Raw genomic sequence first — 25,167 nt, forward strand, 5'->3', positions numbered from 1 at the left:
ACAGGCATGATCGTAACCGAGCGTTGACGGTCCGTGGTGGCCCGTGCCGTGTGAGGATTGCTCCCCGTGTCCACCGCACCGCTCCGCCCGACGCTCGACCCGGTGACCACCGGGGCGCTCGTCCTGGCCGTCGTCGCCGTCTCGTCGTCCGCGCCGCTGGTGGCCTTCGCGGCGGCACCGGCCCTGGCCGTCGCGTTCTGGCGCAACACGCTCTCGGTCGCCGTGCTCGGCCCGTACGCGCTGTGCCGGCGGCGCGCCGAGTTCCGGTCGCTGACGGTCGGCGCCGGGCGGCGCGAGGGCCTCTACTGCGTCCTGTCCGGGGTCGCCCTCGCCGCCCACTTCGCCACCTGGATGCCGAGCGCCCAGCTCACCTCGGTCGCCGCGGCGACCGCACTGGGCGCCACCCAGCCGGTCTGGCAGGGCCTGATCGCCCGCGGCCAGGGCCGCCGCCTGCCGGTCGCGGTGTGGGTCGGCATCGGGGTGGCGGTCGCCGGGGCGGCCCTCGCCACCGGGGCCGACTTCGGCGTCTCGGGTCGGGCCTTCGCGGGCGACCTGCTGGCGGTGGTCGGCGGGATGTTCGCGGCGGTCTACACCGCGTTCGGCGAGCGGGCCCGCACGACGATCAGCACGACCACGTACACCACCATCTGCTACGGGGTCTGCGCGCTGCTCCTGCTGGTGGTCTGCCTGGTCGGCGGGGTGCCGCTGACCGGCTTCGACACCGGCACCTGGGCCGCCGTGCTGGCCCTGGTGGCCGGCGCCCAACTGCTCGGGCACTCGATGTTCAACTACGCGCTGCGCCGGGTCTCGGCGACCACGATCAGCGTGCTGGTCCTGCTGGAGGCCCCGGGCGCGGCCCTGATCGGCTGGGCCTGGCTGGGGCAGCTGCCCCGGGCCACCGCCCTGTCCGGGCTGGCGCTGCTGCTGGCCGGCGTCGCGGTGGTGGTGCTCGGGGGCGCCCGCGCCGCCCGCCGGGTCCCGGCGTCCACCGCCGTCCCGGCCGACGTGGGCCCGCTGCGCGACTGACCCCCCGCCACACCGTGGCCCCGGGCACGGTCGGCCGGCCGCCAACACTCTTTGCCGCGAGAACCGCCGTTCCGCCCGCCGGAGACGGCCGCGTCCGTGAGAGTGCGGGGGAGGGAAGACACGGGACGGGACGGCGGATGGCGAAGCGGGACGGCGGCGAGGGCGATCGTGGCACGGTCGTCACGCCGTCGGCCGAGTTCCCGCCACTCGACCCGGACGAGCTGCGGGCGCTGCGCCGGATCGGCGACCGCTGGCGGGCCGCCCGGCCGGGCCGACCGCCCGGCGGGGACATCCTGCCCGTCGATCCGACGCTGCGCCGTCATCCCGGCCAGCCGGCCCCGACCCGGTTCGGCCGGCTCGCCCCGATCGCGATGTTCCGGGTCGGGGAGCCGGACGAACTGGTCGCCGCCGAGCCGGCAAACCTGCCCGGCACCCGTTTCGGCCGGGCGGGCACCCGGTTGCGGCGGGTGCTGTTCGGGCCGCCGCTGAGCAGCGCCGCCGTGCTCTACGAGCGGATGCGCAAGCTGGTCGCCCTGCCGGTGCTCTCCTCCGACCTGCTCAGCTCGGTGGCGTACGGGCCGGAGGCGATGCTGGCCGTGCTGCTGCTCGCCGGCAGCGGCGCGCTCGGGCTGTCCCTGCCGCTGGCCGCCGGGCTGGCGCTGCTCATGGTCGCGGTCGGCGTCTCCTACCGGCAGACCGTGGCCGCCTACCCGCACGGGGCCGGCTCGTACATCGTGGCCGGCGACAACCTGGGCGCGGGGGCGGGCCTGGCCGCGGCGGCGGGTCTGATGATGGACTACGTGCTGACCGTGGCGGTGTCCGTCTCCGCCGGCGTCAAGGCGGTCACCTCGGCGGTCCCGGGGCTGACCGGCTGGACGGTGCCCCTCGGGCTGGCCGTGGTCGGCGTGCTGCTCGCGGGCAACCTGCGCGGCGTCCGCACCGCCGGCAACCTCTTCGTGCTGCCCACGTACGCCTTCGTGGTCGCGCTGCTGGCGCTGCTCGCGGTCGGCTGGTTCCGGGTGGCCGAGCGGGGGTTCGTCCCGGTCGACCCGCCGCCGGTGCCGGCCGTCGAGGGGCTGGGGCTGCTGCTGGTGCTCCGCGCGTTCTCCTCCGGCGCGGTGTCGATGACGGGCATCGAGGCGGTCTCGAACGCGGTGCCCGCGTTCCGGCCGCCGGAGTGGCGCAACGCGCGCACCACGCTCACCTGGATGGTCGCGATGCTGGTGCTGTTCTTCCTCGGACTCATCGGGCTGATCCACCTGTCCGGGCTGGTGCCCACCGCCGAGCAGTCGATGCTCTCCCAGTTGGCCCGGGTCACGTTCCCCAGCGGTCCCTGGTACGGGCTGCTCCAGGCCGCGACGGCGATGATCCTGCTGTTGGCCGCGAACACCGCCTTCAACGACTTTCCCCGCCTGCTGTTCTTCATGGCCCGGGACGGCCACGCGCCGCGCCGGTTCCTGCACATGGGGGATCGGCTCGCCTTCAGCAACGGGCTGGTCGCGCTGACCGCCGCGGCAGCGGTGATCCTGGTGGCCTTCCGGGGGCGCACCGAGGCGCTGATCCCGCTCTACGCGGTCGGGGTGTTCCTGGCCTTCACCCTGTCCCAGACGGGGATGGTGGTGCACTGGCGCCGCCGGCGCGGGTCCGGCTGGCGACGCCGCGCGACGATCAACGCGGTGGGCGCCGTCTTCTCGGGGCTGGTCCTGGTCACCGCGGCGGTCGCCAAGTTCACCGAGGGCGCGTGGGTGGTGGTCGTCGCCGTGCCGCTGCTGATCCTGCTGTTCCGGGCCATCCAGCGGCACTACCGGACGCTGCACCGCTCCCTCGCGCTGCACCCGCCGCCGGCCGGCCCGGTGCCCGGGCCGCCGGTGGTGCCGGCGCGGCCGCCCACCGCCGGGCCCGCCGCGCCCGAGGACGAGGAACTACCCGAGCAGGTACGCCACCTCGTGGTGGTGCCGGTCGCCCGGCTCAACCGGTCCTCGCTGCGGGCCCTGGCGTACGCGGCCTCGCTCGGGCAGCCGACGCTGGCCGTGCACATCGCCCCCGAGGAGCCGGAGGCGGACCGGTTCCGGGAGCAGTGGCAGGCATGGGGCGACCACCTGCGGCTGGAGACGATCGTGTCCCCGTACCGGGCGGTGATCGGGCCGCTCGCGCACTACCTGGAGGCGCTGCACGCCTCCCGCGCCGACCTGGTGCTGACCGTCGTCGTGCCGGAGGTGGTGGTGCGCAGCCGCTGGCACCGGCTGCTGCACAGCCGCACCGAGCAGCGGCTCCGCGCGGCGCTGCGCCGGCTGCCCGGGGTGGTGGTCACCAGCCTGCCGGTGCACCCGGACGAGTAGGTTCCTCGCCGGCCGGTGGCGGCGGCCGTCAGACCTCGTGGACCTCCAGCACCCGGGCGGCCGGGGCGGCGTCGCCCAGCGCGGCCCGCAGGGCCACCCGCTCCGAATCGGCCAGGAAGGCGTCGTAGCCGTCGCGGGTGTCGAACCGGATCAGGTGCACCTCGGTGTGCCCGTCGCCGGTCCGCAGCCGGCGCTCCAACCGCCCGCCGTGCCGCCCGAGCAGGCCCAGCACCGTGTCCTCGTACCGCCGGCCGCCCTCCACCTCGGGCAACTCCACCAGGGCGACCAGGCGCAACGCCGCAGCCGGATCGGTGACCAGCGACTTCCAGAAGTGGTGGTCGACGTGGCCGCCCGGGATGCCCTCCCGACGCCCGGTGTCGAGATAGCCGTTGCGACGGTAGAACTCCGGCGCCTGGAACGAGAACGAGGCGACCGACATCTGGGTGCAGCCGCGCCGGCGAGCCTCCTCCTCGGCGGCGCGCAACAGCCGGCCGCCCCAGCCCTCGGCCCGCCGGTCCTCGCGCACCCACACCATGTTGATGCCGGCGCAGTCGCCCCAGGTCCAGCCGGTCAGCCCGGCGACGAGTTCGCCGGCGGCGTCGGTGACCCGGACGGAGAGGTCGGCCTCGTCGGCCGCGCCGGTCGCCCGGTTGTTGAAGGCGGTCAGCTCGGCGTCGAGCCGGGCCGCCAACTCCTCGTCCGCGCCGAGCACCCGTAGCGTGTCGCCGTTGCCGCCGCCGGCCGTGGCGTCGCGCGCGGCGGTGTCGTTCCCCGTCGTCATGCGGCGGAGTATGGCAGCGGGGCGGCCACGGGCGACACCGCTATCCCGCGACGCCGACCGCCTCGGCGCTGGTCGCCCAGAGCCGGGCGGCGAGCTGCGGGTCGGCCGCCTTGCGCAGCGGCCGGCGCGGCTGCCGGTCGGCGTAGTAGCCGCCGGTACGCAGCCGGGACGGATCCTGGTTGGCGAGCCAGACCAGCGTCTCGGCCCCCTTCTCGGGGCTGCGGAACGGCAGCAGCCGCATGCCCAGGGCGACCAGCCGGCTGTCGTTGGCGAACCGGGTGCGCACCACCCCGGGGTGGAGGCAGTACGCCGGGATCTCGGGCCAGCGCCGGGCCGCCTCGGCCGTGAAGAGGATGTTCGCCTGCTTGCTGGTCCCGTACGCCTGCATCGGCCGGTAGCGGCGCAGCGGGGCGTTCAGGTCGTCCGGGTCGAGCGCGCCGCTGCGGTGCGCGGCGGAGGCGGTCACCACCATCCGGCCGATCCGGTCCCGCAGGAGGTTGGTGAGCAGGAACGGGGCCAGGTGGTTGGCCTGGACCGTCAGCTCGAAACCGTCGACGGTGGTGAGCGGCTGGAGGACGATCGCGCCGGCGTTGTTGGCCAGCACGTCGATCCGGTCGTACGCGGCCCGCAGCTTCTCCGCCAGCCGGCGGACGTCGTCCAGCACCGCGAAGTCGGCCCGGAACAGCTCGGGCCGCTCGCCGGACGCCTCGCGCACCTGCTCCGCCGCGGCCTGGAGCCGGGCCGGGTCCCGGCCGACCAGTACCACCTGGTCACCGCGGCGCGCCAGGTCGACGGCGGCCGCCAGCCCGATGCCCGAGCTGGCCCCGGTCACCACCACCAGCCGACGCCCAGTGAAATCTTCCACAGGTCCATTCACCCCGGTCACGGCACGAGGTTACCGTGGCGTCACAAAGCCCTTTGGGATCGTTAAGTTCTCGCCTTTCTCGTCAGGTGGCGTCGGCGTGCCCGCCGCACGCTGGAAGGAGCGCATCCATGGCCGCAGTCGGTCGCCCCCGCCGGTCCTGCCTCGCGGTACCCGGCTCCAGCGTCAAGATGCTCGGCAAGGCCCAGGGCCTCCCCGCCGACCAGGTCTTCCTGGACCTGGAGGACGCGGTCGCCCCGCTGGCCAAGCCCGACGCCCGGAAGAACATCGTCGCGGCGCTCAACGAGGGCGACTGGTCGGGCAAGACCCGGGTCGTGCGCGTCAACGACCTGACCACCCCGTGGACCTACCGGGACGTCATCGACGTGGTCGAGGGGGCCGGCGCGAACCTCGACTGCGTCATGCTGCCGAAGGTGCAGAACGCGGCCCAGGTGCAGTGGCTCGACATGACGCTGACCCAGCTGGAGAAGACGCTCGGCCTGGAGGTCGGTCGGATCGGCATCGAGGCGCAGATCGAGAACGCCGCCGGCCTGGTCAACGTGGACGCCATCGCCGCCGCCTCGCCCCGCGTCGAGACGATCATCTTCGGCCCGGCCGACTTCATGGCCTCCATCAACATGAAGTCCCTGGTGGTCGGCGCCCTCATCCCGGACTACCCGGGCGACCCCTACCACTACATCCTCATGCGCATCCTGATGGCCGCGCGGATGCACGACAAGCAGGCCATCGACGGCCCGTTCCTGCAGATCCGCGACGTGGACGCGTTCCGCGAGGTGGCGAAGCGCTCGGCGGCGCTCGGCTTCGACGGCAAGTGGGTGCTGCACCCGGGCCAGATCGACGCCGCGAACGAGGTCTACTCGCCGGCCCAGGCCGACTACGACCACGCCGAGCTGATCCTCGACGCGTACGAGCACTACACCTCGGAGGCGGGCGGTCGGCTCGGCGCCGTGATGCTCGGTGACGAGATGATCGACGAGGCGTCGCGCAAGATGGCCCTCGTGGTCGCGGCGAAGGGCCGGGCCGCGGGCATGACCCGGACCTCGTCCTTCACCCCGCCGGCGGAGTAGTCCCGCCGGGACCGACGATCCGTGCCGCCCCGGTCCACACCGGGGCGGCACCGTCGTTCAGTAGCTGCTGCTGGTGTCTGCCTGGCTGATCGCGAAGATGATGATCCCCACGTAGAAGAGGATGCCCAGCACGATCAGGCCGGTGAGGATCCAGCCGATGATGATGGCGGCCTTCGCCATGCCCTCGCCGCCCTCGCCGGTCTGCTGGATCTGCTTGGCCGCGACGTGACCGAGGATCGCGCCGACCGGCGCGGTGATGCAGGATGCGAAGCCGACCAGGGAGAGCACCAGGGCGGCGATCGCCATGCCGTTGGTCCTCTGCGGGGCGCCGTAGCCGTACGCCGGGTAGGCCGGCGGCGGCGGGTATCCGGCGGGCGCGGACAGGTCCGCCTGCTTCATGCCGGCGTACGGGTCGCCGCCCGCGTACGGGTCCGCCGGGGCGTACGGGTCGGCGGTGGGTTGGGTGGGGATGGGCTGGCCGCTCGCCGGGTCGGCGGGCGGGCTCGACTGCTGGCCCGACCACGCCGGGTCGTTCCAGCCGCCGGACGGCGGGGGATATGTCATTCGTCTACTCCGTTGGGTGCGGGTGCGCCCGTCAGGGTAGTCACGCCGGCGCAAACCCTGGGGGGTCGCCACCGGGTGTGCCGCGTTGCCCGGGCCCCGGGAAGCGGGCAGGATCCTGGCATGGTGATTGACGCGCGAGCCGCGGACCGCTCCGGAAGCCGACCGAGACGGGACGTGAGCCGCCCCGGCCTGGCCCGGCGCACCCGGGCCGCCGCCGCGGCGAGCCCCGCCGGCACCGACGAGCCGGCGCCGCTGCCGGACCCGGTGACGATGCGACTCGACGGGAAGGTCGCCCTGGTCACCGGGGCGGGCAGCCCGGACGGCATCGGGTACGCGACGGCGCGCCGGCTGACCGATCTCGGCGCCCGGGTGGCCATCGTCTCCACCACCCGACGCATCCACGAGCGGGCCAGCGAGCTGGGCGTCACCGGTTTCGTCGCCGACCTCACCGACGAGTCGGAGGTCGGGGCGCTCGCCGACGCGGTCACCGAGCAGCTCGGCGACGTGGAGGTGCTGGTCAACAACGCCGGGCTGGCCAGCCGGGCGAGCCCCGAGGTGCTGCGCCCGGTCGCCCAGCTCAGCTACGACGAGTGGCGCGGCGAGATCGACCGGAACCTCACCACCGCGTTCCTGTGCAGCCGGGCCTTCATCGGCGGCATGGCCGAGCGGGGCTGGGGCCGGATCGTCAACCTCGCGGCCACCGCCGGGCCGGTCAACGCCCTGCCGACCGAGGCGGCGTACGCGGCGGCCAAGGCGGGCGTGGTCGGGCTGACCCGGGCACTGGCGATGGAGATGATCGCCGACGGGGTGACCGTCAACTCGGTCGCCCCGGGCACCATCCACACCGCGGCCTCGACCGTCGCCGAGATCAAGCAGGGCCTCGGCACCCCGGTCGGCCGCCCCGGCACGCCGGACGAGGTGGCCGCGGCGATCACCTTCCTCTGTTCGCCGGCCGCGTCGTACATCACCGGGCAGATGCTGGTGGTGGACGGCGGCAACAGCGTCCGCGAGGCACAGTTCCGCTGACCCGGGCCGACGGCGGGCGTCAGTAGGTGGTGCCGTGGTCGCCGGCGACGACGACCAGGGCGATCCAGCCGCAGCAGGCGACCAGGCCCAGCCCGGTGAAGACGTAGCTGAGGACGAGGCCCCAGGTGGCGAGCTGGTCGCCCTCCTCGCCCGTGGTGCGGATCTGCCGCTTGGCCAGGTGCCCGAGCACGATGCCGGCCGGGGCGAACACGAACGCGAGCACCAGCGACAGGATGGCCAGCACGTTGGTGCCGCCGCCAGGGCGGGGGCCGGACGGCGGGCCGTACTGCCCGTAGGGCACCTGCGGGGCGTACGGCGGCTGGTGCGCCCACTGCTGGCCGTGCGGCGGCTCGCCGGGCTGCTCGTAGGAGGGCTGCCCGTACGCCGGCTGCCCGTGGGACGGCTGCCCGTAGGACGGCTGCTCGTGGGCGGACGGCTGCCCGTACGGCGCCGGCGGCTCGGACCACGACGGTGGCGGCTCGGACCGCGACGGGTCGTGGCCCGGCGGGGGCTCCCAGGGCGACGGCTGCCGGTCCGGATCGGGCGGGCCCGGCGGCGGTGGCTGGCTCACGGTCTCCTCCTGCCGGTGGCGGATCACGTCCCCTCTTGCCGGACGCTACCCGCAGCGGTGAACCTTTTCACAGCGGTTGTGTGGACTGGTCACCTTGGCCTCGCCCGCCAGGCGGCTGATACTGACCGAGCGTTCAGTTACCCATGAGTAAGGCGCCGACCCCCGGAGGCTGAGATGGCCCGACTCGCCCAGACGCCCGGCCTGACCGATGTGCAGCGGTCGATCCTGGAAACGGTCCGGGAGTTCGCCGACAAGGAGATCATCCCGCACGCGCAGCGGCTGGAGCACGCTGACGAGTACCCGACCGACATCCTCGACGGGATGCGCGAGATGGGCCTCTTCGGCCTCACCATCGACGAGGAGCACGGCGGGCTCGGCGAGTCTCTGCTCACCTACGCCCTGGTGGTCGAGGAGCTGTCGCGGGGCTGGATGTCTATCTCCGGCATCGTCAACACCCACTTCATCGTCGCGTACCTGATCTCCCAGCACGGCTCGGCCGAGCAGAAGGCCCGGCTGCTGCCGAGGATGGCCACCGGCGAGGTGCGCGGCGCCTTCTCGATGTCGGAGCCGGAGTGCGGCTCCGACGTCTCGGCGATCAAGTCGAAGGCCGTACGTGAGGGCGACCGGTTCGTCATCAACGGCCAAAAGATGTGGCTGACCAACGGCGCGTACTCCTCGGTGGTGGCCACCCTGGTCAGGACCGACACCGGCGCGGACTCGGTCTACGGGAACATGAGCACGTTCCTGCTGGAGAAGGAGCCCGGCTTCGGCGAGACCGCGCCCGGCCTGACCATCCCCGGCAAGATCGACAAGATGGGCTACAAGGGCGTCGAGACCACCGAGATGGTGCTCGACGGGGTCACCGTCCCCGAGACCGCCGTCCTCGGCGGCGCGGAGAAGGTCGGCCGCGGCTTCTACCAGATGATGGACGGCATCGAGGTCGGCCGGGTCAACGTCGCCGCCCGCGCCTGCGGCATCTCCATCCGCGCCTTCGAACTCGCCGTCGCGTACGCCCAGCAGCGCCGCACCTTCGGCCAGCCGCTCGCGAAGCACCAGGCGGTCGCCTTCAAGCTCGCCGAGATGGGCACCAAGATCGAAGCCGCGCACGCCCTCATGGTCAACGCCGCCCGCCTCAAGGACGCCGGCCAGCGCAACGACGTCGAGGCCGGCATGGCCAAGCTGCTCGCCTCGGAATACTGCGCCGAGGTCGTCCAGGAGGCGTTCCGCATCCACGGCGGCTACGGCTACTCCAAGGAGTACGAGATCGAGCGGCTGATGCGGGAGGCCCCGTTCCTGCTCATCGGCGAGGGCACCTCGGAGATCCAGAAGACCATCATCTCCCGCGGCCTGCTCAAGGAGTACAAGCTCTGACGGGCGCGCCGGTCACCCACCGGCCGGCTCGACGGCCGGTTCCGGTGCGGTGACCGGCCCCACCGCCAGCGCCTGCGGTCGTTCCCGGTACGCCTCGATCGCGGCCGCCAGGCGCGGCCGCCGCGACCAGGAGCGCCAGCCGTACGACACGGCGGGCGGCCGTTGCCGTTGTGGCGAGACCCTTCCCGAGCCGGGTCAGCTCAGTCGGGTGAGGCCACCAGCGGCACGCTCCACGATCAGGCAGCGGTCCTCGACGTAGTCGATGCCCGCCTCGGTGGCGATCCGCCGCGCCTCGGCCGAGACGATGCCGAGCTGCAACCAGACCGCCGGGGCGCCGATCGCCACCGCCTCGCGCACCACCTCCACCGCGTCCTGCGACGGGCGGAACACGTCGACCAGGTCGACCGGGTGCGGGATGTCGGCCAGCGACCGGTAGACCCGCTCGCCGAACAGCTCGTCGGCGGTCGGGTTGACCGGGATGATCCGCCAGCCGTACCGCTGCATCTGCAACGGCACGCTGTGCGCGGCCTTGCGCGGGTCGCGGGACGCGCCCACGACGGCGATCACGGCGGAGTCGGCGAGGATCTGCTGAGCGGAACGCACCCGCCGACTCTAACCCCGCCGCTCAGCCGCCGCCCCCGAGCGCGCGGCGCAGCCGGGCGTACTCCTCGGACGTGCCGATGGCCGCGCGGTGCTCCGGGTGGGCGAGGTAGTGCCGGATCGCCCCGACCAGCAGCTCCGGCGCGACGTCCAGCTCCCCGGTCTCCATGGCCACCGCGCGGCGCACGCCGAGGCCGCGGTGCCGGATCAGCTCCGGTCGCCGCACCGGCAACCGGAGGAAGCCGGACTGCCGCGGCGAGCGGACCCGTACCGCCGGGTCCAGGGCCTCCCACGGCACGTGGAAGTGCCGCAGCGGGTCGCCCGCGGTGATCCCGTCCGGCGTCAACGCGACGGTGGGTACGCGTCGCCAGAGGGCGACCGTCAGCGTTACGGCGAACAGCCCGGACAGGAGCCCCAGGAGCCACCGCCACCCGTCCGGTGTCGAGGCAGCCGGGTGGCTCGCCTGGTACGTCGCCTGGAAGGCGAGGAAGCCGAGGAGGAAGCAGCGGTAGCCGATCCCGTGCTTGGGCGGCCCGAAGAAAACGCGTTCCTGCTCCGCGACCCGCAGCTCGGCGGTGCTCGGCCGTCCGAACAGCCGCAGCAGGCTCCAGCAGAGCGCGAGCAACGGCGGCAGCGTGAGCAGGGCGCCGGTATCGCCCGTGCGCAGCGCCCACCCGGTCGCCACGCCCCACAGCAGCCCGACCGCCAGTGCGGCCGTCACCGCGATCCGTTGCCGGCGCAGTGCCCGGTCGATCGTCTCCCGCACGGCGGCAGGGTATCGGCCGGCGTCTACAGCAGACTGAGCTGCTCGGCGGCCGGCGGCGCGGGTGTCGGGTCGGGCAGGCGACGGTTGTCCCCGCGCTCGCCCCGGTGCAGCCCGTGCCGGCGCGACGCGATCCGCACCCGCGCCGTCAACTCCCGCTGGTAGGACTGCGGGGCGTACGCGCCGGAGCGGTAGAGCTCGCGGTAGCGGGGGACCAGATGGGGGAACTCGCGGCCGAGCCAGTGCGCGTACCACTCCCGGGCTCCGGGGCGCAGGTGCAGCGCCAACGGGGTCACGCTGGTCGCCCCGGCCGCCGCGATTGCCGCCACCGTGGCGTCGATCGAGGCGTCGTCGTCGCTGAGCCCGGGCAGGATCGGCGCCATCAGCACCCCGACGTCGAAGCCGGCGTCGGTCAGCGCCCGCACCGCGTCCAGCCGCCGCCGCGGGCTGGGCGTGCCCGGCTCGACCGCGCGCCAGAGCCGCTCGTCGACGAAGCCCACCGAGAAGGAGACGCCGACCCGGGTCACCTCGGCGGCCTGGCGCAGCAGCGGCAGGTCCCGCAGGATCAGCGTGCCCTTGGTGAGGATCGAGAACGGGTTGGCGAAGTCGCGCAGCGCCGCGATGATCTGCGGCATGAGCTGGTAGCGCCCCTCGGCCCGCTGGTAGCAGTCCACGTTGGTGCCCATCGCGACGTGCGCGCCCCGCCAGCGCGGCGCGGCCAGCTCCCGCCGGACCAGCTCACCCGCGTTGACCTTGACGATCACCTTCCGGTCGAAGTCCGTACCGGCATCGAGGTCGAGGTAGGTGTGAGAATTTCTCGCGAAACAGTAGACGCATGCATGACTGCATCCCCGGTACGGGTTGATCGTCCACTCGAAGGGGACACGGGAGGCGCCGGGCACCTTGTTGATGATCGACTTGGCCCGGATCTCGTAGAACGTCATGCCGGCGAAGCCCGGGGTGTCGAAGGTGCGGGCGATCGCGCCGGGCAGCGCCAGCGGCAGGGGTGGCGTCGCTGGCGCTGCCCGATCGGGGACCCCCTCGTCCGGGGGAGCGGAGAGGTTGTCCCAGCGCATGACCTTCATTCGAACACGCGTACGAGCGGAGTGCAAGCGACTCGCCGTGTTCCCGCCCACCTCGGCGTTCGGTCAGTGGCCGGCGGGTGGAGGATGGAGGCATGGAGAGGTCGACGTTCGTCTACGACGGGGACTGCGCGTTCTGCACCCGGTGCGCCGAGTTCATCGACCGGCGGATCCCCACGGGCGTGCACGTGGTGCCGTGGCAGTTCGCCGACCTCGACGCGCTCGGGCTGACCGAGGCGGAGTGCGAGGAGGCGGTGCAGTGGGTCGGGGCGGACGGCTCCCGCGCGGCCGGCCCCGACGCGATCGCGAAGCTGCTCGGCGACAGCGGCCCGCTCTGGCGGGTGGCCGGCACCGGCCTCCGGTTCCCGCCGGTACGCGCCGCCGCCTGGCCCGCGTACCGCTGGGTCGCCCGCAACCGGCACCGGCTCCCCGGCGGGACGGCCGCCTGTGCGCTGCCGCAGGAGGCGCGGGAGCGCCTCTACGGCCCGTCCGGTCGGCCGGCGGCGGACGCCTGACCGGCGAGTGACGGCGCGGGGCCGCCCGCGTCGGCGGGCCGTCCACCGTCCCCCGCGCGGCGGGTGAGCAGCCGGCGCGCCCAGACGACCGGCCGGACCCGTTCCAGCGGCAGGAAGCTGGTCATCGCGGCCAGGTGCGGGGCGAACGAGATGGTGATGGTCGCGACGGTGACCAGGTGGAACGAGTAGAAGAAGCCCACCGTCGCCAGCCGCCAGCGTTCCCGCAGTAGGAAGACCACCGGGCTGAGCAGTTCGAACGCGACGATGCCGAACTGCGCCACGATCAGCAGGTACGGCACCGAGGCGATCAGGTCGGCCAGTTCGGTGCCGCGCCGGAGGATCGCCCGGGCCAGCACCGAGCCGGTCAGCCAGTCCAGCCCGCCGAAGCGCAGCTTGGCCCAGGCGGCCAGGAAGTATGTGCAGATGACGGCGATCTGGGTGACCCGCAGGGCCCAGCCGCCGGCCTCGGAGCGGGTGGCGTCGCCGTGCCGGGCCCGGCCGGCGGTGGGCAGCACGGCCAGCGCGACGAGCAGGCCGAACCGGTCGTGGTCGACCTTGCCGTAGCTCATCGCGACGATCATCCACTCGAAGTAGAGCGCGAAGACGGCCCAGCCGAGCAGTCGGGGCGCCCGGCCGGTCGCGGCGAGCAGGGCGAGCAGCAGCAGGACCCAGAAGATCACGGCGACCAGCGCCGGGGTGGGCGTGGGCAGCGGCACCACCCGCCCGATGAGCAGCGGCTGGTAGAGCTCCCCGGGCACGGCGACCCGGGTGCGGATCCACGGGGTGAACACGACCAGGTCGGCGGCGACGAAGAGGTAGATCAGCGTCCGGAAGGCGGCCACCCGCCCGCGGGGCACCGGCTCGGTCAACCAGCGGCTCATCGGTCCGCCTGCCAGGAGACCACCGTCTCGTCGGTCCAGCGGCCGGTGGGCCGGCCGTCGCGGATGCCGTGCCAGCGGATCACGATGCGGACCTCCACCAGCTCGGCCGCGTCGGGGTGGCGTTCGGCGTACGCGTCGGCGACCTCGGTGAGCAGTTCGGGGTCGGCGGCGTAGCGGTCCTGCTGGCCCTCGATCTCGGCCCGGCGGATGCCGGTCGCGCGCTCGCCCAGGTCGACGACCGCGCCGGTGCTGTCGACGCCCTCGACCCGGGTGTCCGGGGCGGGGGAGTTCGGCGGGTTGGAGGTCGAGTACATCCGGAACGGGCCGAACGGGAAGTGGTCGTCGGTGCCCCAGACGGTGCCGGCGAGCAGGACGGCCAGGCCGAGGGCGGTGGCGGCGAGCCGGATCGCGCGTCCACGGCTGGTCAAGGTCTCCATCGGGTCGTGACGATACGGGATGTACCGCCCGCTCCGGGTCCCTCCGACGGCCACTTGTCGCCGCCGGGCGGACGGGGTCGCGGACGCGACGACGGCCGGGCCCGTGGGGCCCGGCCGTCGTGGAGTGGGTCGGCTCAGTGCTGGTGACCGGCCAGCTTCTGCCGGACGTCGTCCATGTCGAGCGCCTGGACCTGCTCGATCAGGTTCTCCAGGGCGGACTCGGGGAGGGCGCCCGGCTGGGCGAAGACGATGACGCCGTCGCGGATCGCCATGATGGTCGGGATGGAGCGGATGTCGAACTTGGCACCCAGCTCCTGCTGCGCCTCGGTGTCGACCTTGCCGAAGACGATGTCGGGGTGCTTCTCCGAGGAGCGCTCGTAGACCGGGGCGAACCGCTTGCACGGGCCGCACCACTCGGCCCAGAAGTCGACGAGCACGATGCCGTCGCTGCCGGCCACCTCGTCGAAGTTTGCCGTGGTCAGCTCTACGGTTGCCATGAAAGTCTCCGATCGGCGCGGAATAGCTACGTCTGGTGGAACCAGGGCGTACCGCGTGGAATTCCCGACAGTTGCGCGCCGAAACGCGCGCCCACGGCCCGTGAGGGTGGTCCCGCTCCCATCGACGGAGGTGGCTTTGCCTGAGGTGCTGATCGCAAGTGCACGACGCATTTGCGTGACCAGCGGTGATGGGAACGCTTCCATGAAGATCGACTCAACGGATCGTCGTAATTCAGCAATCTGGCGGTTGACAAGCGGCTATCCGATGTGCGGAGATCGCCGACGGCTCCCGATGTGATGACGCAGGGTAGTGTTACGAAAAGATAAATGTGACCTCTGTCTCTGTTCGGTCCTCGTTGTCGTACGGCAGAATCTTCCGCATCAGAGCGTGGGCGGCGGGTGCCGGGGAGGGCCCCGCCGCTCATTGCGTCTCCCCTCGGTGGTGCCGGTGTGACATTTCCGCACGGCCCGCGCCCCACCCATCGCCTTAACACTCCATAAGGCATGCTGTGCCGAACTCCATCGCCGCCCGTCGAAGGGGACAAGGATGCAGTTCGGCCGCTACTACGAGGAGTTCGAGGTCGGCGCGGTCTACCGGCACTGGCCCGGCAAGACGGTCACCGAGTACGACGACCACCTCTTCTGCCTGCTCACCATGAACCACCACCCGCTGCACCTGGACGCGCACTACGCCGAGTCCGCGAGCCAGTTCAAGCGCAACGTGGTGGTCGGCAACTACATCTACTCCCTGCTGCTGGGCATGTCGGTGCCAGACGTCAGCGGCAAGGCCATCGCGAACCTCGAGGTCGAGTCGCTGCGGCACGTGGCGCCGACCTTCCACGGCGACACGATCTACGGCGAGACCACGGTGCTGGACAAGCGCGAGTCGTCCTCCAAGCCCGACCGGGGCGTGGTCTCGGTGGAGACCCGGGGTTACAACCAGGACGGCACCATGGTCTGCGTCTTCCGCCGCCGGGTGATGGTTCCCAAGAAGGAGTACGCGGCCACGACCGTGCCCGAGGGCGTGGACCCGGAGCGGCCGAGCTTCCCCGAGCCGCGCTGACGTCGACGGCCCCTTCCCGCCGGGTTCGTGTGGAAGGGGCCCTTTTCCCCTTCCGGGGCATATGCTGGCGCCGGAGGTCCCCATGAGCCACTCCGTCGCCGGAGAGCCGCCCTCTGCCGGCCGCCGCGCCGCACCGCTGACCACCGCCGTCTACTCCGCCGCCGAGTGGGATCTGCTGACCAGCCTGCCCGGTCGGGTGATCGTGGCCGCCGCCGCGCCCGGCCCCGGCCGGCCCCGCCGGGGGGTCTCCGCCGGGCTCGCCGGCCTGGACGCGGTCGCGGCGGGTCGGGCCTTCGACAGCGATCTCGTCCGCGCGGTGGTCGCCGCCATCTACGCCCGCCACGACGGGGCCTCCCCGTCGGTCGACCGGCCCGCCGACCTGGTGGACCTGCTGGCCGTCTGCCGCGCGGCGACCCGGGTGCTGCGGCGGGCCGATCCCGCCGACTCGGCGGCGTACCGGCAGTGGGTGCAGTCCGTGGCGGCCCGGGTCTGCCGGGCGGCGACGCCCGGGGCCGAGGCGCTGCCGCCGGCACCCGCCGACCGCCGCTTCCTCGACCGGCTCGGCGGCGCACTGGGGCTGGGCTGAGCCGCCGCCGGTCGACCCGTCGGCGCCCCGGGCCCGGTGGCCCGCCGATCCGGCCGCTGCCGGACCGGGCCGCCGCCGGGGGCGCGGCCCGGGGCCGGGCACGTGGGCCGTACCCTGCGTGACCGTGACCGGAGACCAGCTCGACGTCGGCGTGGGACCGTGGCCGGGGGACCCGCCGGACGACCCGCGGTACGACCCCGAGCTGCTCGCCGAGGGCGACCGGCGCAACGTGGTCGACCGGTACCGCTACTGGCGGCGCGAGGCCGTGGTGGCCGACCTGGACCGGCGCCGGCACGACTTCCACGTGGCGATCGAGAACTGGCAGCACGACTTCAACATCGGCACGGTCGTCCGCAACGCCAACGCCTTCCTCGCCGCCGAGGTGCACATCGTCGGCCGCCGCCGGTGGAACCGGCGCGGCGCGATGGTGACCGACCGCTACCAGCACGTGCGGCATCACGAGACCATCGAGGAGTTCGTGGCCTGGGCGGTCGCGCGGGAGTTGCCGGTGGTCGGCATCGACAACCTGCCCGGGTCGCGCCCGCTGGAGACCACCACCCTGCCGCGACGCTGCGTGCTGCTCTTCGGGCAGGAGGGACCGGGCCTGTCCGACCCGGCCCGTACCGCCTGCGACCAGCTCTTCTCCATCGCGCAGTACGGCTCCACCCGGTCGATCAACGCCGGCGTGGCCAGCGGCATCGCGATGCACGCCTGGATCCGCGCGCACGCCGGCCCGCCGCCCGCCTGAGCGGGTCGTTCCCGGCACCGGCCGGCGGCACCGAAACCGGCGCTCCGCTTGACGGGGCGGCGGCGCGGGGCGACGGTGGGAAGGTGAGTGTCGCGGTGAGTTGTCCGAGATGTGGCGGGCCCGTGCGGGCGCCGGACCTGATGCACACCGAATCGCGTTGCCTGGACTGCGGGCCGGTCCCCCCGCTGCACGTGCCCGAGCACATCGGCGCGGAGATCGTCGCCAGCGTGGTGGACCGCATCACCGCCGCCGCCGACCTGCCGCGCCGGCCGGCGACGCCGCTCTGGTGCCCGTGGCCGCTGCCGCCGGGCTGGACCATGACCGGGGTGGCGTACGCCGGGGACGACCGGACCGGCGTGCGCGCCACGGCGGTCGCCTGCGCCGGGCCCGCGCCGCTCGGCGAGGGCCCCGCCGATCTGGTCTTCGTGGCCGAGGAGCCGGGCGTCGGCCTGGGCACCCGGTTCGCCGGGATGGCCGGCCCGGACCCGGGGCCGGAACTGGCCGAGGCGTTGACCGACCCCGGGCCTGGTCACCCGGAGCACGTCGGGCAGGCCAGGATCAAGGTGGCCGGTCACCCGACTCCACTGTGGCTTGTGAACTCGCCTACGGATCGAAGCGCGTACGCCGGCGAGGCTCGGGGATTGTGGCTCCATGCGATAGCCTGGCCGGCGAGTGCGGGTCACCTGCTCGCGGAAGACGTCGTGCTGCACGACCTGACCGAGTGGACACCGCCCGAGCTCGTGTACGGCGCACCGTCTCCGTATCTGCACGGGAAGGCTTGACAAGCTCCAGGCTTGACAGGTCTCCCGGAATGACGGAGAACGGACGCAGATATTCACTGTACGACATCACACTGATACTCTGGGTGCCGCTGCGGTAATGGGACCCGGCGCCGCGCGAGAGGATGGCCCGCCATGGTCAAGAAGGTCCTCACCTGGGCCGGAATCGCATTCTTGATCTTCTTCGTCGCCTACCGGCCAAATTCCGCCGCGGACGTGTTCAAGTCCCTGGGCGGCGGCATCATGGACATCGCACAGGGCTTCGGCGACTTCTTCACCAGCCTCGTCGCCTAGCCGCCGATGGGTAACCCCTCCGGTCCACCGTTCGACCCCGACGACCCCGACCGGGAGCGCCGGGAGCGAGACACGGAGCCGATCCCCCGGCTCGGGCCCGACGACGGGCCGGGCTACGGCACCGGCCCGGGTCTCGGCGACGGCCCCTCCCTTTCGGACGACGCCGGCTTCGGCGACGGCCCGGCGTACGCCGGGGAGGGGCGGTCCGGTCGAGCCTGGATCCGTGATCCCGAGGCCGGCTACCAGCCGCCGCAGATCTCCGAGGACGAGCTGGCCGGCCTGCGGGCCGACGCCGCCGGCATGGCCCCGCGCCGGGTGCTGCCGCTGGAGGACGAGCCCAGCTCGCTGGTCGCGCGTTACCTCTTCCCGACCGAGCGCTACCGGGGCGAGTGGAAGCGGCACTGGATCCACCTCTCCACCCCGCTGCTGGTCGGCATCGCCGCGACGTTCGTGCTCGGCTACCTCTCCGGCTTCCTCGCCGGGCAGGACGTCGGCGCGCTCACCACGATCGCCGTGCTGCTCTGGTTCGCGGTGATGGGCTGGGTGGCGTGGAAGGTCGCCGACTGGTGGTACGACCGCTTCATCCTGACCAACAAGCGGGTGATGGTGGTCAACGGCATCATCACCCGGCGGGTCGCGATGATGCCGCTGGTCCGGGTCACCGACATGAAGTACGAGCAGACCCCGACCGGCCGGGCGCTCAACTACGGCACGTTCGTGCTGGAGTCCGCCGGTCAGGAGCAGGCGCTCCGCGAGATCAAGAATCTGCCCAACCCGAACGAGCTCTACCTGCGCGTCGTCGAGGAGATGTACGAGCCGCAGGCGGTCGAGGCGCGGCTGGGCAAGGAGGCCGACGAGGCCAAGGCCGACGACGGGGCGTGAAACTTTTCGTCCGAACATCGGAGGAACTGCGCACCATTCGCCGTCGACCCGACCTGCCCGGCCGTGGCAACCTGCCAGGGAGACGGGGCGCGGAGGTGGCTGATGGCGAGCAGGGATCCCTTGGAGGAGGAGTTCCGCGACTTCGTCGCGGCCCGCTCCGGCGCCCTGCTGCGCACCGCGTACCTGCTCAGCGGGGACTGGGCGACCGCGGAGGACCTGCTACAGACCGCGTTGACCAAGACCTACCTGGCCTGGAAGCGGCTCGGCGGGATCGAGGCGATCGAGCCGTACGCCCGCCGGGTCATGGTCAACACCTCGACGAGCTGGTGGCGCCGGCGCTGGCACGGTGAACGCCCCACCGAGGTGCTGCCGGAGCGCGCCGCGGTCGACGAGATCGAGCATCAGCTCGACCGCGACCTGCTCTGGCGCCACCTGAGCGCGCTGCCCACCCGGCAGCGGGCGGTGCTCGTGCTGCGCTACTACGAGGACATGTCCGAGGCGCAGACCGCCGCCCTGCTCGGCATCTCCCCGGGCACCGTCAAGAGCCAGACCTCGCGTGCCCTGGGCACGCTGCGCCGCCGGATGGGCGCCGAGGCCGCCCTCGACCTGCCGAGCGGGGCCGCGCCGACCCCGCCCCGGCCCCGGCGCGCTCCCGCCGACCGGCCGGCACCCGCACCCGCCGGCGCCGGACGGCCGCCGGCGTACGGCGCACCGAGGATGGTGGTGGGCGCGGACGCGGCGGCCGTGGTCGCGGCGACCAACGCCCCGCCGCGCGTCGACGCACCGGACGTCGGGCCCGCGCCCGCGTTGCCCGCCTCCGCCGCCGGGCTGCCCGGGCCGGACGCCGGGCGCACGCCGCCCGTCGGCGAGCCGGCGGCGGAGCCCGTTCCCGTGTCGTCGGGGGCGGCGCGGGCGGGCCGTGGGGAAGGATCTGCCCCGGGAACCCCGGCCGGCCGGGCGGGGGCCGACCGCGACGAGGCGCGAGGACTGCCGGTCGTACCGGCCGGCACCGGCGCCGGAGAGCGTCGGTGAGCCGCCCGGCGGGCCCTGCTGACAACCGGACCGGCGGCCCGAGGCGTCCATACGGCGTGACCGAGGACGAGCTGGAGCAGGCGGTGCGGGAGACGTTCGCCCGCCGGGTCGCCGTCGCCCACCCGCTCGCCGCCGACCCGGCGGGCCTGGCGATCCGCCGGGCCGACCGGGCCCGGCGCCGGCGCACCGTGGTCGGGCTGGCGCTGGCCGCGGTCACCACCGTGGGGATCAGCACCGGGATCGCCCAGCTGGGGCAGCAGCCCGGCCAGCCCACCCATCCGACCGTCGTGCTCGGCGACCCGTACGCCTCGCCCCTGCCGAACCTGACCCCGTCGCTGCCGGTCGCCCCACCGACCGACCCGGCGCAGGGCGCGGGCCGGGGCGAGGTGGACCTTATCCTCGGCGCGGTGCTCGCCACCACGAGCGGGCAGCGGCTGACGCTGCCCGACGTGGGCCCGGCCGAGCGCGCCCAGCGGCTGCCGGACGGCACCGGCTGGGCCGTGGTCGGCGCCCCGACGGCGGCTGGCCAGGCGCTGTGGGTGGTGCAGCCCCACGGCGCGGTGCACCTGCTCCTGGCCGGGGCGCGGGACATCGCCCTCAGCCGCGACGGGCGCCAGGTCGCCTGGCGGGAGGGCGCCGAGCTGGTCGCCGCGGGGATCGTCGGCACCCAGGTCGTCGCCGCCGCCCGTACGCCGGCGCCGGCCGGGGCGGTGCCGGTCGGCTTCGCCGGCGACGCCGTCCTGGTGCGCCTCGACGCGGACCAGCCCGGCCACACCCTGTGGCGTCCGGCGCAGGGCCCGCTGAAGAGCGGGGGCGACCGCGCGACCCTGCGGGTCTACGGCACGCGCCCCGACGGCGTGGTGGTCGCGCAGGTGTCCGCGGGCACGCCGCGCCGGCCCTGTCTCGCCCTGCTCGACCCGACCCGAAACCTCGCGTCCGCCCGGACCGGCTGCGGGCCTACCCTCGGCGACGACGGGCGCGGCGGCGTCTCGGCCGACGGCCGGTGGCTGCTGGTCAACGGGCGGGTGGGCGGCGAGGACCGGGCGCTGCTGGTCGACCTGGACCGGCTGGGCGCCACCCGGGCGGTCCGCCCGGCCGGGCCGCCCGTGCACGGGCCGGTGGCGTGGACGCCCGAGGGGAGGGCGTACTACTCCGACGCCCGTGCCGGCCTGGTGCGCGTCGACGTGAGCCGGGTGCTCGCGGGCGAGGAGTCGTCGGGCGCCCCGGTCGGCGGCATGGGCGACGGGCAGCGCCCGATCCCGGTCGGCCGCGACGGTTCCTGACCGCGCCCGCGCGCCGGGCGTCGGCGGTGGCCGGTAGCGTCGGGGCGGTGAGCGCGCGCCCCCGGATCGACCTGCACACCCACTCCACCGCCAGCGACGGCACGCTCGGCCCCGCCGAGCTGGTGCGGGCGGCGGCGGAGTCGGGGCTGGACGTCGTGGCGATCACCGACCACGACACCACCGCCGGCTGGGAGCCCGCGCTGCGGGCGCTGCCGGCCGGGCTCAGCCTCGTCCGTGGGGCGGAGATCTCCTGCCGCTGGTACGGCGAGGAGCCGGCGGTGCCGCTGCACCTGCTGGCGTACCTCTTCGATCCGGACGCCCCGGAGCTGGTCGCCGAGCTGGCCCGGGTACGAGCCGCGCGGGAGGAGCGGGGCGAGCGGATCGTGGCGCTGCTGCGGGCCGACGGGATCGACGTGAACTGGCCGGAGATCCTGGCCGGCGCGGCGGGCGGCTCGGTGGGCCGGCCGCACATCGCCCAGGCGCTGATCCGGGCCGGCCTGGTGGCCACCACCACGGAGGCGTTCGGGCCGGACTGGCTGGGCGAGCGCTACCGGCTACCGAAGGAGGACATCGACGTCTTCCACGCGGTCCGGCTCGTCCGCGCGGCGGGCGGCGTGCCGGTCTTCGCCCACCCCCGGGCGACGCGGCGGGGGCGGATCGTGCCGGACGCGCTGATCGCCGACCTGGCCGCGGTGGGCCTGGCGGGCCTGGAAGCCGACCACGAGGACCACTCCCCGGCCGAGCGGGCGCACGTCCGCGCCCTCGCCGGAGAGCTGGGCCTGCTGGTGACCGGCTCGTCGGACTTCCACGGCACGCACAAGACGGTCCGGCTCGGCGCGTTCACCACCGACCCGGAGGCGTACGAACGGATCATCGCCGAGGCGAGCGGGGTGACCGGGATCGCTTCCGGCTGATCCGCGTTTCAGTCTCCAGCGGCGCGGCTACGTTGATCACGTGGATGCCAAGCTGTTCGGTGAGGTCTTCGTGACCCTGCTGGTGATCGTCGACCCGCCGGGCATGATGCCCATCTTCCTGGCGCTGACCGGCCCGCTCACGGCCCGGGACCGCAACCGGGCGGCCTGGCAGGCCGTCGCCCTGGCGCTCGGCGTGATCGTCATCTTCGCGGTGGCCGGCCAGACGCTGCTCGACTACCTGCACGTCGACCTGCCGGCGTTGCAGGCCGCCGGCGGGCTGCTGCTCATCCTGGTGGCGTTGGAGCTGCTGACCGGCAAGGCCGACGACCCGAGCCAGCAGGTCACCTCGAACATCGCGCTGGTGCCGCTGGGTACGCCGCTGCTGGCGGGTCCCGGCGCCATCGTCGCCACCATGCTCTTCGTCAAGGAGGCCGACGGCGGGTCGGACTACACCGCCATCGCCGCCGCGATCGTCGCGGTGATGGTCGCGGTCTGGGTGGTGCTCCGGTTCTCCGGAGGGATCGTCAAGATCCTGCGCCCGGGCGGGATCGAGGTGCTGACCCGGATCGCCGGCCTGCTGCTCGCGGCGATCGCGGTGCAGCTCATCGCGGACGCGGTGGCCGCCTTCGTGACCCAGTACGCCAACATGGCCTGACCGCCGCCCGGGTTTGTCGGGGCCGGATGGCAGGATCCAGGTGTGCGACGAGCCTCTTCAGCCGGACGGTCCTCCGCCACGGGCCGGGCGCCCCGCCCCCGGGGCGACCAGCCCGAGCAGCTCGGCTTCGAGGGCATGCCGGAACGGCTCTTCGTCTGCACCCCCAGCAAGCTCGGCGCCTACGCGGACTGCCCCCGGCGCTACCGCTACTCCTACGTCGACCGTCCGGCGCCGCCCAAGGGCCCGCCGTGGGCGCACAACTCCCTCGGCGCGAGTGTGCACACGGCCCTGAAGAACTGGTATGCCCTCAGCCCCGAGCGGCGCCGGCCCGAGGCGCTCGCCGCGCTGCTCAAAGGCACCTGGGTGCGCGAGGGCTACCGCGACGAGGAGCAGGAGCGGGCGGCCTACCGGCGGGCGCTGGGCTGGCTGGAGTCCTACGTCGAGACCCTGGAGCCGGGGGTCGACCCGCTCGGCGTGGAGCGGGTGGTGGCGGTCAAGACCGGGGTGCTGGCGTTCAACGGCCGGGCCGACCGGATCGACTCCCGCCCCGGGCCCGAGGGCCCCGAGCTGGTCATCGTGGACTACAAGACGGGCCGCACCGGGCTGGACGCCGACGACGCACGCGGCTCCCAGGCCCTGGCGCTCTACGCGTACGCCGCCGAGCGGGTGTTCCGCCGGCCGTGCCGCCGGGTGGAGCTGCACCACCTGCCCACCGGCACGGTCGCGGCGCACGAGCACACCGTCGAGTCGCTGGCCCGGCAGCTCACCCGGGCCGAGGAGACCGCGCGCGACATCATGGCCGCCGAGCGGGCGGTCGCCGACGGGGACGACCCCGACGACGCCTTCCCCACCACGCCGGGTCCCCGCTGCGGCTGGTGCGACTACCGGCGCACCTGCCCGGCGGGGGCGCAGGCGCCCGGCAAGGAGCCGTGGGCGGCCGTCGAGCAGCCCGCCGACCGGCTGCCCGGCCGGGACTGAACGGTTCAGGCGGGGGTGCGGGCGAGGCGGGCGGCGCGTTCCTTCGCGGCCTGCTGCAACGGCCCCTCCCGCCAGCGGCGGGGCACCGCGGCGAGGGTCAGCCGGAGCGCCCGCACCGTCAGGTCGGCCGAGAGCGCGGTGGTCGGCAGGCCCAGGCCGCCGTACAGCCGCCGGGCCCAGGCGGGCAGCAGCGCGAACGCGGTGCCGGCGATGCCGAAGTACGCCCAGCGGGCCGGCCCCAGGTTGAGCCCGATCCGGGCAGGCAGGCTGAGCTTCCACGGGATCGGCGGGGCGGTCAGGAAGAGCGCCGTCTCGGCCGCCTCGCGGGTGATCCGCAGCTCCGGGCGGATCCGCCGGTAGTAGTCGGCCACCTCGGCGGCGGTGCCGGGGACCGTCTGCGGGTCGAGGCCCACCAGCGCGGCGGCGCGCCGCTGCTCGGTGTAGTAGCCGTCGATCTCGTCGGCGGTCAGCGGCAGCCCCGCCCGGCGGGCCGTGTCGAGGAACGACTCGACCTCGGTGACGTGCACCCAGCGCAGCAGGTCGGGGTCGTCGACGCGGAACTCCTCCCCGGTGGACGGGTCGGTCGCCCGCAGGCGGGCGTGCCGCCGGCGTACCCGCCGCCCGGCGGCCTCCGCCTCCGCCGTGGTGCCGTAGATGGTGGTCGCCACGTAGGTGGCGGTGCGCACCAGGCGACCCCAGGCGTCGGAGCGGTAGTCGCTGTTCTGGGCGACCCCGGCCATCGCGCGGGGATGCAGCGCCTGGAGGTAGAGCGAACGCAGGCCGGCGACGATCAGGATCGGCTCCTCGTGCACCTTCCACGTGACCGAACCCGGACCGAACAGACCGAGGTCATCGGAGTCCACCGACCAAGCGTGCCATGCCCCGCGACCCTCCGCCCCGGGCAACGGACGTCAGCCCGTCGGCCGTACCGTCGTCGGCGGGGACGGTCGGTTGTCGGCGGAGCGGCAGAGCCAGGGCCCCACGGAGCGGTCCGGCGTCGGCGGCGCGGCGGATCCGGCGCGGCTGGGTCAGTCGTCGGCGGAGCGGCGGGCCTGGCAGGTGGGGCAGAGGCCCCAGAAGGTCACTTCCGCCTCGTCGACCTCGAACCCGTGAGCGATGTCCGGGTCCAGGCAGGGGGCCCTGCCGACCGCGCAGTCGATGTCGGCGATCTCGCCGCAGCCCCGGCAGACCACGTGGTGGTGGTTGTCCCCGGCCCGCGCCTCGTAGCGGGCGGGGCTGCCGGCCGGCTCGATCCGGCGGGACAGCCCGGCCCGGGACAGCGCGCCGAGCACGTCGTAGACGGCCTGGGTGGAGACGGAGTCGAGGCGCTCGCGGACCCGCCGGGTGATCTCGTCCACCTCGAGATGGCCGCCGGCGGCCAGTACGTCGAGCACGGCGAGGCGCGGCCGGGTGACCCGCAGGCCCCTCGACCGGAGCAGCTCCTCCCCGCCGGACATCTGTCAATGACAGCACGAGGTGACCGGGTCGACAACCGGCCTCCGGCAGAGGGTGGCCCCGGCCACAGCCAGCCTGCCCGTCCGGGCGGTGAA

General features: G+C 74.0%; 30 protein-coding genes. 17 read left to right on the forward strand and 13 right to left on the reverse strand.

Annotated elements, in window-relative coordinates:
- Positions 1-66 precede the first annotated feature (66 nt).
- Complete coding sequence (locus ACGF5G_RS02270; protein WP_393258180.1) at positions 67-1,026, forward strand: DMT family transporter; 960 nt, start codon at positions 67-69, stop codon at positions 1,024-1,026.
- A gap of 137 nt (positions 1,027-1,163) precedes the next feature.
- Positions 1,164-3,365, forward strand: a complete 2,202-nt coding sequence (locus ACGF5G_RS02275; RefSeq protein ID WP_393258183.1) for an APC family permease — start codon at positions 1,164-1,166, stop codon at positions 3,363-3,365.
- A gap of 28 nt (positions 3,366-3,393) precedes the next feature.
- Here the strand turns inward: ACGF5G_RS02275 and ACGF5G_RS02280 are convergent, their stop codons facing one another.
- The gene (locus tag ACGF5G_RS02280; RefSeq protein WP_393258186.1) at positions 3,394-4,146 is read right to left on the reverse strand and encodes a GNAT family N-acetyltransferase; all 753 of its coding nucleotides are present in this window, start codon (positions 4,144-4,146) and stop codon (positions 3,394-3,396) included.
- Between the two features lie 40 nt (positions 4,147-4,186).
- Positions 4,187-5,011: an SDR family NAD(P)-dependent oxidoreductase gene (locus ACGF5G_RS02285; protein ID WP_393258189.1), complete on the reverse strand. Its 825-nt coding sequence runs from the start codon at positions 5,009-5,011 to the stop codon at positions 4,187-4,189.
- A gap of 128 nt (positions 5,012-5,139) precedes the next feature.
- Here ACGF5G_RS02285 and ACGF5G_RS02290 point away from each other — a divergent pair, with 128 nt between their 5' ends.
- Positions 5,140-6,096, forward strand: coding sequence for an HpcH/HpaI aldolase/citrate lyase family protein (locus tag ACGF5G_RS02290; protein WP_393258192.1), 957 nt, complete (start codon positions 5,140-5,142; stop codon positions 6,094-6,096).
- Positions 6,097-6,153: 57 nt separating this feature from the next.
- Here the strand turns inward: ACGF5G_RS02290 and ACGF5G_RS02295 are convergent, their stop codons facing one another.
- Entirely contained in the window at positions 6,154-6,660 is a 507-nt protein-coding gene (locus tag ACGF5G_RS02295; protein ID WP_393258195.1) for a DUF4190 domain-containing protein, read from the reverse strand.
- Between the two features lie 120 nt (positions 6,661-6,780).
- Between ACGF5G_RS02295 and ACGF5G_RS02300 the strand changes: the two genes are divergently transcribed.
- A complete protein-coding gene (locus ACGF5G_RS02300; protein WP_350701482.1) occupies positions 6,781-7,686 on the forward strand; it encodes an SDR family NAD(P)-dependent oxidoreductase in 906 nt (301 codons plus the stop codon).
- A gap of 19 nt (positions 7,687-7,705) precedes the next feature.
- On the opposite strand, the gene ACGF5G_RS02305 is transcribed toward ACGF5G_RS02300, so the two are convergent.
- Positions 7,706-8,257, reverse strand: coding sequence for a DUF4190 domain-containing protein (locus tag ACGF5G_RS02305; protein WP_393258198.1), 552 nt, complete (start codon positions 8,255-8,257; stop codon positions 7,706-7,708).
- 174 nt (positions 8,258-8,431) lie between these two features.
- Between ACGF5G_RS02305 and ACGF5G_RS02310 the strand changes: the two genes are divergently transcribed.
- Positions 8,432-9,628 (forward strand): acyl-CoA dehydrogenase family protein, encoded by a 1,197-nt coding sequence (locus tag ACGF5G_RS02310; RefSeq protein WP_393258201.1) that lies wholly within the window; start codon positions 8,432-8,434, stop codon positions 9,626-9,628.
- Positions 9,629-9,640: 12 nt separating this feature from the next.
- On the opposite strand, the gene ACGF5G_RS02315 is transcribed toward ACGF5G_RS02310, so the two are convergent.
- Genes ACGF5G_RS02315 through ACGF5G_RS02330 form a run of 4 tightly spaced genes read right to left on the reverse strand, consistent with a single transcriptional unit; the run spans position 9,641 to position 12,067 of the window.
- Positions 9,641-9,778 carry a hypothetical protein gene (locus ACGF5G_RS02315; RefSeq protein ID WP_393258203.1) on the reverse strand — a complete coding sequence of 46 codons (138 nt, stop codon included), beginning with the start codon at positions 9,776-9,778 and terminating at the stop codon, positions 9,641-9,643.
- Positions 9,779-9,823: 45 nt separating this feature from the next.
- Entirely contained in the window at positions 9,824-10,231 is a 408-nt protein-coding gene (locus tag ACGF5G_RS02320; RefSeq protein WP_393258205.1) for a CoA-binding protein, read from the reverse strand.
- A gap of 22 nt (positions 10,232-10,253) precedes the next feature.
- Complete coding sequence (locus tag ACGF5G_RS02325; protein ID WP_393258208.1) at positions 10,254-10,994, reverse strand: hypothetical protein; 741 nt, start codon at positions 10,992-10,994, stop codon at positions 10,254-10,256.
- A 23-nt stretch (positions 10,995-11,017) separates the two neighbouring features.
- Positions 11,018-12,067: an Rv2578c family radical SAM protein gene (locus ACGF5G_RS02330; protein WP_393259188.1), complete on the reverse strand. Its 1,050-nt coding sequence runs from the start codon at positions 12,065-12,067 to the stop codon at positions 11,018-11,020.
- A 101-nt stretch (positions 12,068-12,168) separates the two neighbouring features.
- On the opposite strand from ACGF5G_RS02330, the gene ACGF5G_RS02335 reads away from it, so the two are divergent.
- Positions 12,169-12,588 carry a DUF393 domain-containing protein gene (locus tag ACGF5G_RS02335; RefSeq protein ID WP_350701473.1) on the forward strand — a complete coding sequence of 140 codons (420 nt, stop codon included), beginning with the start codon at positions 12,169-12,171 and terminating at the stop codon, positions 12,586-12,588.
- Here ACGF5G_RS02335 and ACGF5G_RS02340 read toward each other — a convergent pair.
- From ACGF5G_RS02340 to trxA, 3 genes are all read right to left on the reverse strand, one after another.
- Positions 12,552-13,469: an HTTM domain-containing protein gene (locus ACGF5G_RS02340; protein ID WP_393258210.1), complete on the reverse strand. Its 918-nt coding sequence runs from the start codon at positions 13,467-13,469 to the stop codon at positions 12,552-12,554. The two genes, ACGF5G_RS02335 and ACGF5G_RS02340, sit on opposite strands and share 37 nt — an antisense overlap.
- Positions 13,466-13,906 carry a hypothetical protein gene (locus ACGF5G_RS02345; protein WP_393258212.1) on the reverse strand — a complete coding sequence of 147 codons (441 nt, stop codon included), beginning with the start codon at positions 13,904-13,906 and terminating at the stop codon, positions 13,466-13,468. The genes ACGF5G_RS02340 and ACGF5G_RS02345 overlap by 4 nt, the downstream gene beginning before the upstream one ends.
- A 134-nt stretch (positions 13,907-14,040) precedes the next feature.
- Complete coding sequence (gene trxA, locus ACGF5G_RS02350) at positions 14,041-14,403, reverse strand: thioredoxin (protein WP_091098340.1); 363 nt, start codon at positions 14,401-14,403, stop codon at positions 14,041-14,043.
- A gap of 547 nt (positions 14,404-14,950) precedes the next feature.
- On the opposite strand from trxA, the gene ACGF5G_RS02355 reads away from it, so the two are divergent.
- The 11 genes from ACGF5G_RS02355 to ACGF5G_RS02405 all read left to right on the forward strand — a co-directional run bounded on the left by ACGF5G_RS02355 (position 14,951) and on the right by ACGF5G_RS02405 (position 23,617).
- Positions 14,951-15,466, forward strand: a complete 516-nt coding sequence (locus ACGF5G_RS02355) for a MaoC family dehydratase (protein WP_350678051.1) — start codon at positions 14,951-14,953, stop codon at positions 15,464-15,466.
- A gap of 61 nt (positions 15,467-15,527) precedes the next feature.
- Entirely contained in the window at positions 15,528-16,052 is a 525-nt protein-coding gene (locus tag ACGF5G_RS02360) for a hypothetical protein (RefSeq protein WP_393258217.1), read from the forward strand.
- A gap of 124 nt (positions 16,053-16,176) precedes the next feature.
- Positions 16,177-16,800, forward strand: coding sequence for an RNA methyltransferase (locus tag ACGF5G_RS02365; RefSeq protein ID WP_357694048.1), 624 nt, complete (start codon positions 16,177-16,179; stop codon positions 16,798-16,800).
- 95 nt (positions 16,801-16,895) lie between these two features.
- A complete protein-coding gene (locus ACGF5G_RS02370; RefSeq protein WP_393258221.1) occupies positions 16,896-17,582 on the forward strand; it encodes a DUF6758 family protein in 687 nt (228 codons plus the stop codon).
- A gap of 132 nt (positions 17,583-17,714) precedes the next feature.
- Positions 17,715-17,873, forward strand: a complete 159-nt coding sequence (locus tag ACGF5G_RS02375) for a hypothetical protein (protein WP_007455302.1) — start codon at positions 17,715-17,717, stop codon at positions 17,871-17,873.
- A gap of 6 nt (positions 17,874-17,879) precedes the next feature.
- Positions 17,880-18,755 (forward strand): PH domain-containing protein, encoded by an 876-nt coding sequence (locus tag ACGF5G_RS02380; protein WP_350678039.1) that lies wholly within the window; start codon positions 17,880-17,882, stop codon positions 18,753-18,755.
- A gap of 102 nt (positions 18,756-18,857) precedes the next feature.
- A complete protein-coding gene (locus tag ACGF5G_RS02385; RefSeq protein WP_393258224.1) occupies positions 18,858-19,787 on the forward strand; it encodes a SigE family RNA polymerase sigma factor in 930 nt (309 codons plus the stop codon).
- 56 nt (positions 19,788-19,843) lie between these two features.
- Positions 19,844-21,070, forward strand: a complete 1,227-nt coding sequence (locus ACGF5G_RS02390; protein ID WP_393258226.1) for a hypothetical protein — start codon at positions 19,844-19,846, stop codon at positions 21,068-21,070.
- 47 nt (positions 21,071-21,117) lie between these two features.
- A complete protein-coding gene (locus ACGF5G_RS02395) occupies positions 21,118-21,984 on the forward strand; it encodes a PHP domain-containing protein (RefSeq protein ID WP_393258229.1) in 867 nt (288 codons plus the stop codon).
- A gap of 40 nt (positions 21,985-22,024) precedes the next feature.
- Positions 22,025-22,639, forward strand: coding sequence for a MarC family protein (locus tag ACGF5G_RS02400; protein WP_357457187.1), 615 nt, complete (start codon positions 22,025-22,027; stop codon positions 22,637-22,639).
- 135 nt (positions 22,640-22,774) lie between these two features.
- Entirely contained in the window at positions 22,775-23,617 is an 843-nt protein-coding gene (locus tag ACGF5G_RS02405) for a RecB family exonuclease (protein ID WP_393259190.1), read from the forward strand.
- A 5-nt stretch (positions 23,618-23,622) separates the two neighbouring features.
- On the opposite strand, the gene ACGF5G_RS02410 is transcribed toward ACGF5G_RS02405, so the two are convergent.
- Complete coding sequence (locus ACGF5G_RS02410; protein WP_393258231.1) at positions 23,623-24,480, reverse strand: oxygenase MpaB family protein; 858 nt, start codon at positions 24,478-24,480, stop codon at positions 23,623-23,625.
- A 165-nt stretch (positions 24,481-24,645) separates the two neighbouring features.
- The gene (locus ACGF5G_RS02415; RefSeq protein WP_350701451.1) at positions 24,646-25,074 is read right to left on the reverse strand and encodes a Fur family transcriptional regulator; all 429 of its coding nucleotides are present in this window, start codon (positions 25,072-25,074) and stop codon (positions 24,646-24,648) included.
- Between the last annotated feature and the right edge of the window lie 93 nt (positions 25,075-25,167).

This window comes from Micromonospora sp. NPDC047730 (assembly GCF_043204765.1).
Classification (GTDB): domain Bacteria; phylum Actinomycetota; class Actinomycetes; order Mycobacteriales; family Micromonosporaceae; genus Micromonospora.

Bases quoted from the DNA above. Each gene is read 5' to 3' on its own strand.
- ACGF5G_RS02345 (WP_393258212.1), bottom strand. From the start codon at position 13,906: ATGGAGACCTTGACCAGCCGTGGACGCGCGATCCGGCTCGCCGCCACC.
- trxA (WP_091098340.1), bottom strand. From the start codon at position 14,403: ATGGCAACCGTAGAGCTGACCACGGCAAACTTCGACGAGGTGGCCGGC.
- ACGF5G_RS02385 (WP_393258224.1), top strand. From the start codon at position 18,858: ATGGCGAGCAGGGATCCCTTGGAGGAGGAGTTCCGCGACTTCGTCGCG.
- ACGF5G_RS02355 (WP_350678051.1), top strand. From the start codon at position 14,951: ATGCAGTTCGGCCGCTACTACGAGGAGTTCGAGGTCGGCGCGGTCTAC.
- ACGF5G_RS02415 (WP_350701451.1), bottom strand. From the start codon at position 25,074: ATGTCCGGCGGGGAGGAGCTGCTCCGGTCGAGGGGCCTGCGGGTCACC.
- ACGF5G_RS02290 (WP_393258192.1), top strand. From the start codon at position 5,140: ATGGCCGCAGTCGGTCGCCCCCGCCGGTCCTGCCTCGCGGTACCCGGC.
- ACGF5G_RS02340 (WP_393258210.1), bottom strand. From the start codon at position 13,469: ATGAGCCGCTGGTTGACCGAGCCGGTGCCCCGCGGGCGGGTGGCCGCC.
- ACGF5G_RS02375 (WP_007455302.1), top strand. From the start codon at position 17,715: ATGGTCAAGAAGGTCCTCACCTGGGCCGGAATCGCATTCTTGATCTTC.
- ACGF5G_RS02275 (WP_393258183.1), top strand. From the start codon at position 1,164: ATGGCGAAGCGGGACGGCGGCGAGGGCGATCGTGGCACGGTCGTCACG.
- ACGF5G_RS02310 (WP_393258201.1), top strand. From the start codon at position 8,432: ATGGCCCGACTCGCCCAGACGCCCGGCCTGACCGATGTGCAGCGGTCG.
- ACGF5G_RS02295 (WP_393258195.1), bottom strand. From the start codon at position 6,660: ATGACATATCCCCCGCCGTCCGGCGGCTGGAACGACCCGGCGTGGTCG.
- ACGF5G_RS02280 (WP_393258186.1), bottom strand. From the start codon at position 4,146: ATGACGACGGGGAACGACACCGCCGCGCGCGACGCCACGGCCGGCGGC.
- ACGF5G_RS02405 (WP_393259190.1), top strand. From the start codon at position 22,775: ATGCCGGAACGGCTCTTCGTCTGCACCCCCAGCAAGCTCGGCGCCTAC.
- ACGF5G_RS02380 (WP_350678039.1), top strand. From the start codon at position 17,880: ATGGGTAACCCCTCCGGTCCACCGTTCGACCCCGACGACCCCGACCGG.
- ACGF5G_RS02330 (WP_393259188.1), bottom strand. From the start codon at position 12,067: ATGCGCTGGGACAACCTCTCCGCTCCCCCGGACGAGGGGGTCCCCGAT.
- ACGF5G_RS02335 (WP_350701473.1), top strand. From the start codon at position 12,169: ATGGAGAGGTCGACGTTCGTCTACGACGGGGACTGCGCGTTCTGCACC.
- ACGF5G_RS02300 (WP_350701482.1), top strand. From the start codon at position 6,781: ATGGTGATTGACGCGCGAGCCGCGGACCGCTCCGGAAGCCGACCGAGA.
- ACGF5G_RS02360 (WP_393258217.1), top strand. From the start codon at position 15,528: ATGCTGGCGCCGGAGGTCCCCATGAGCCACTCCGTCGCCGGAGAGCCG.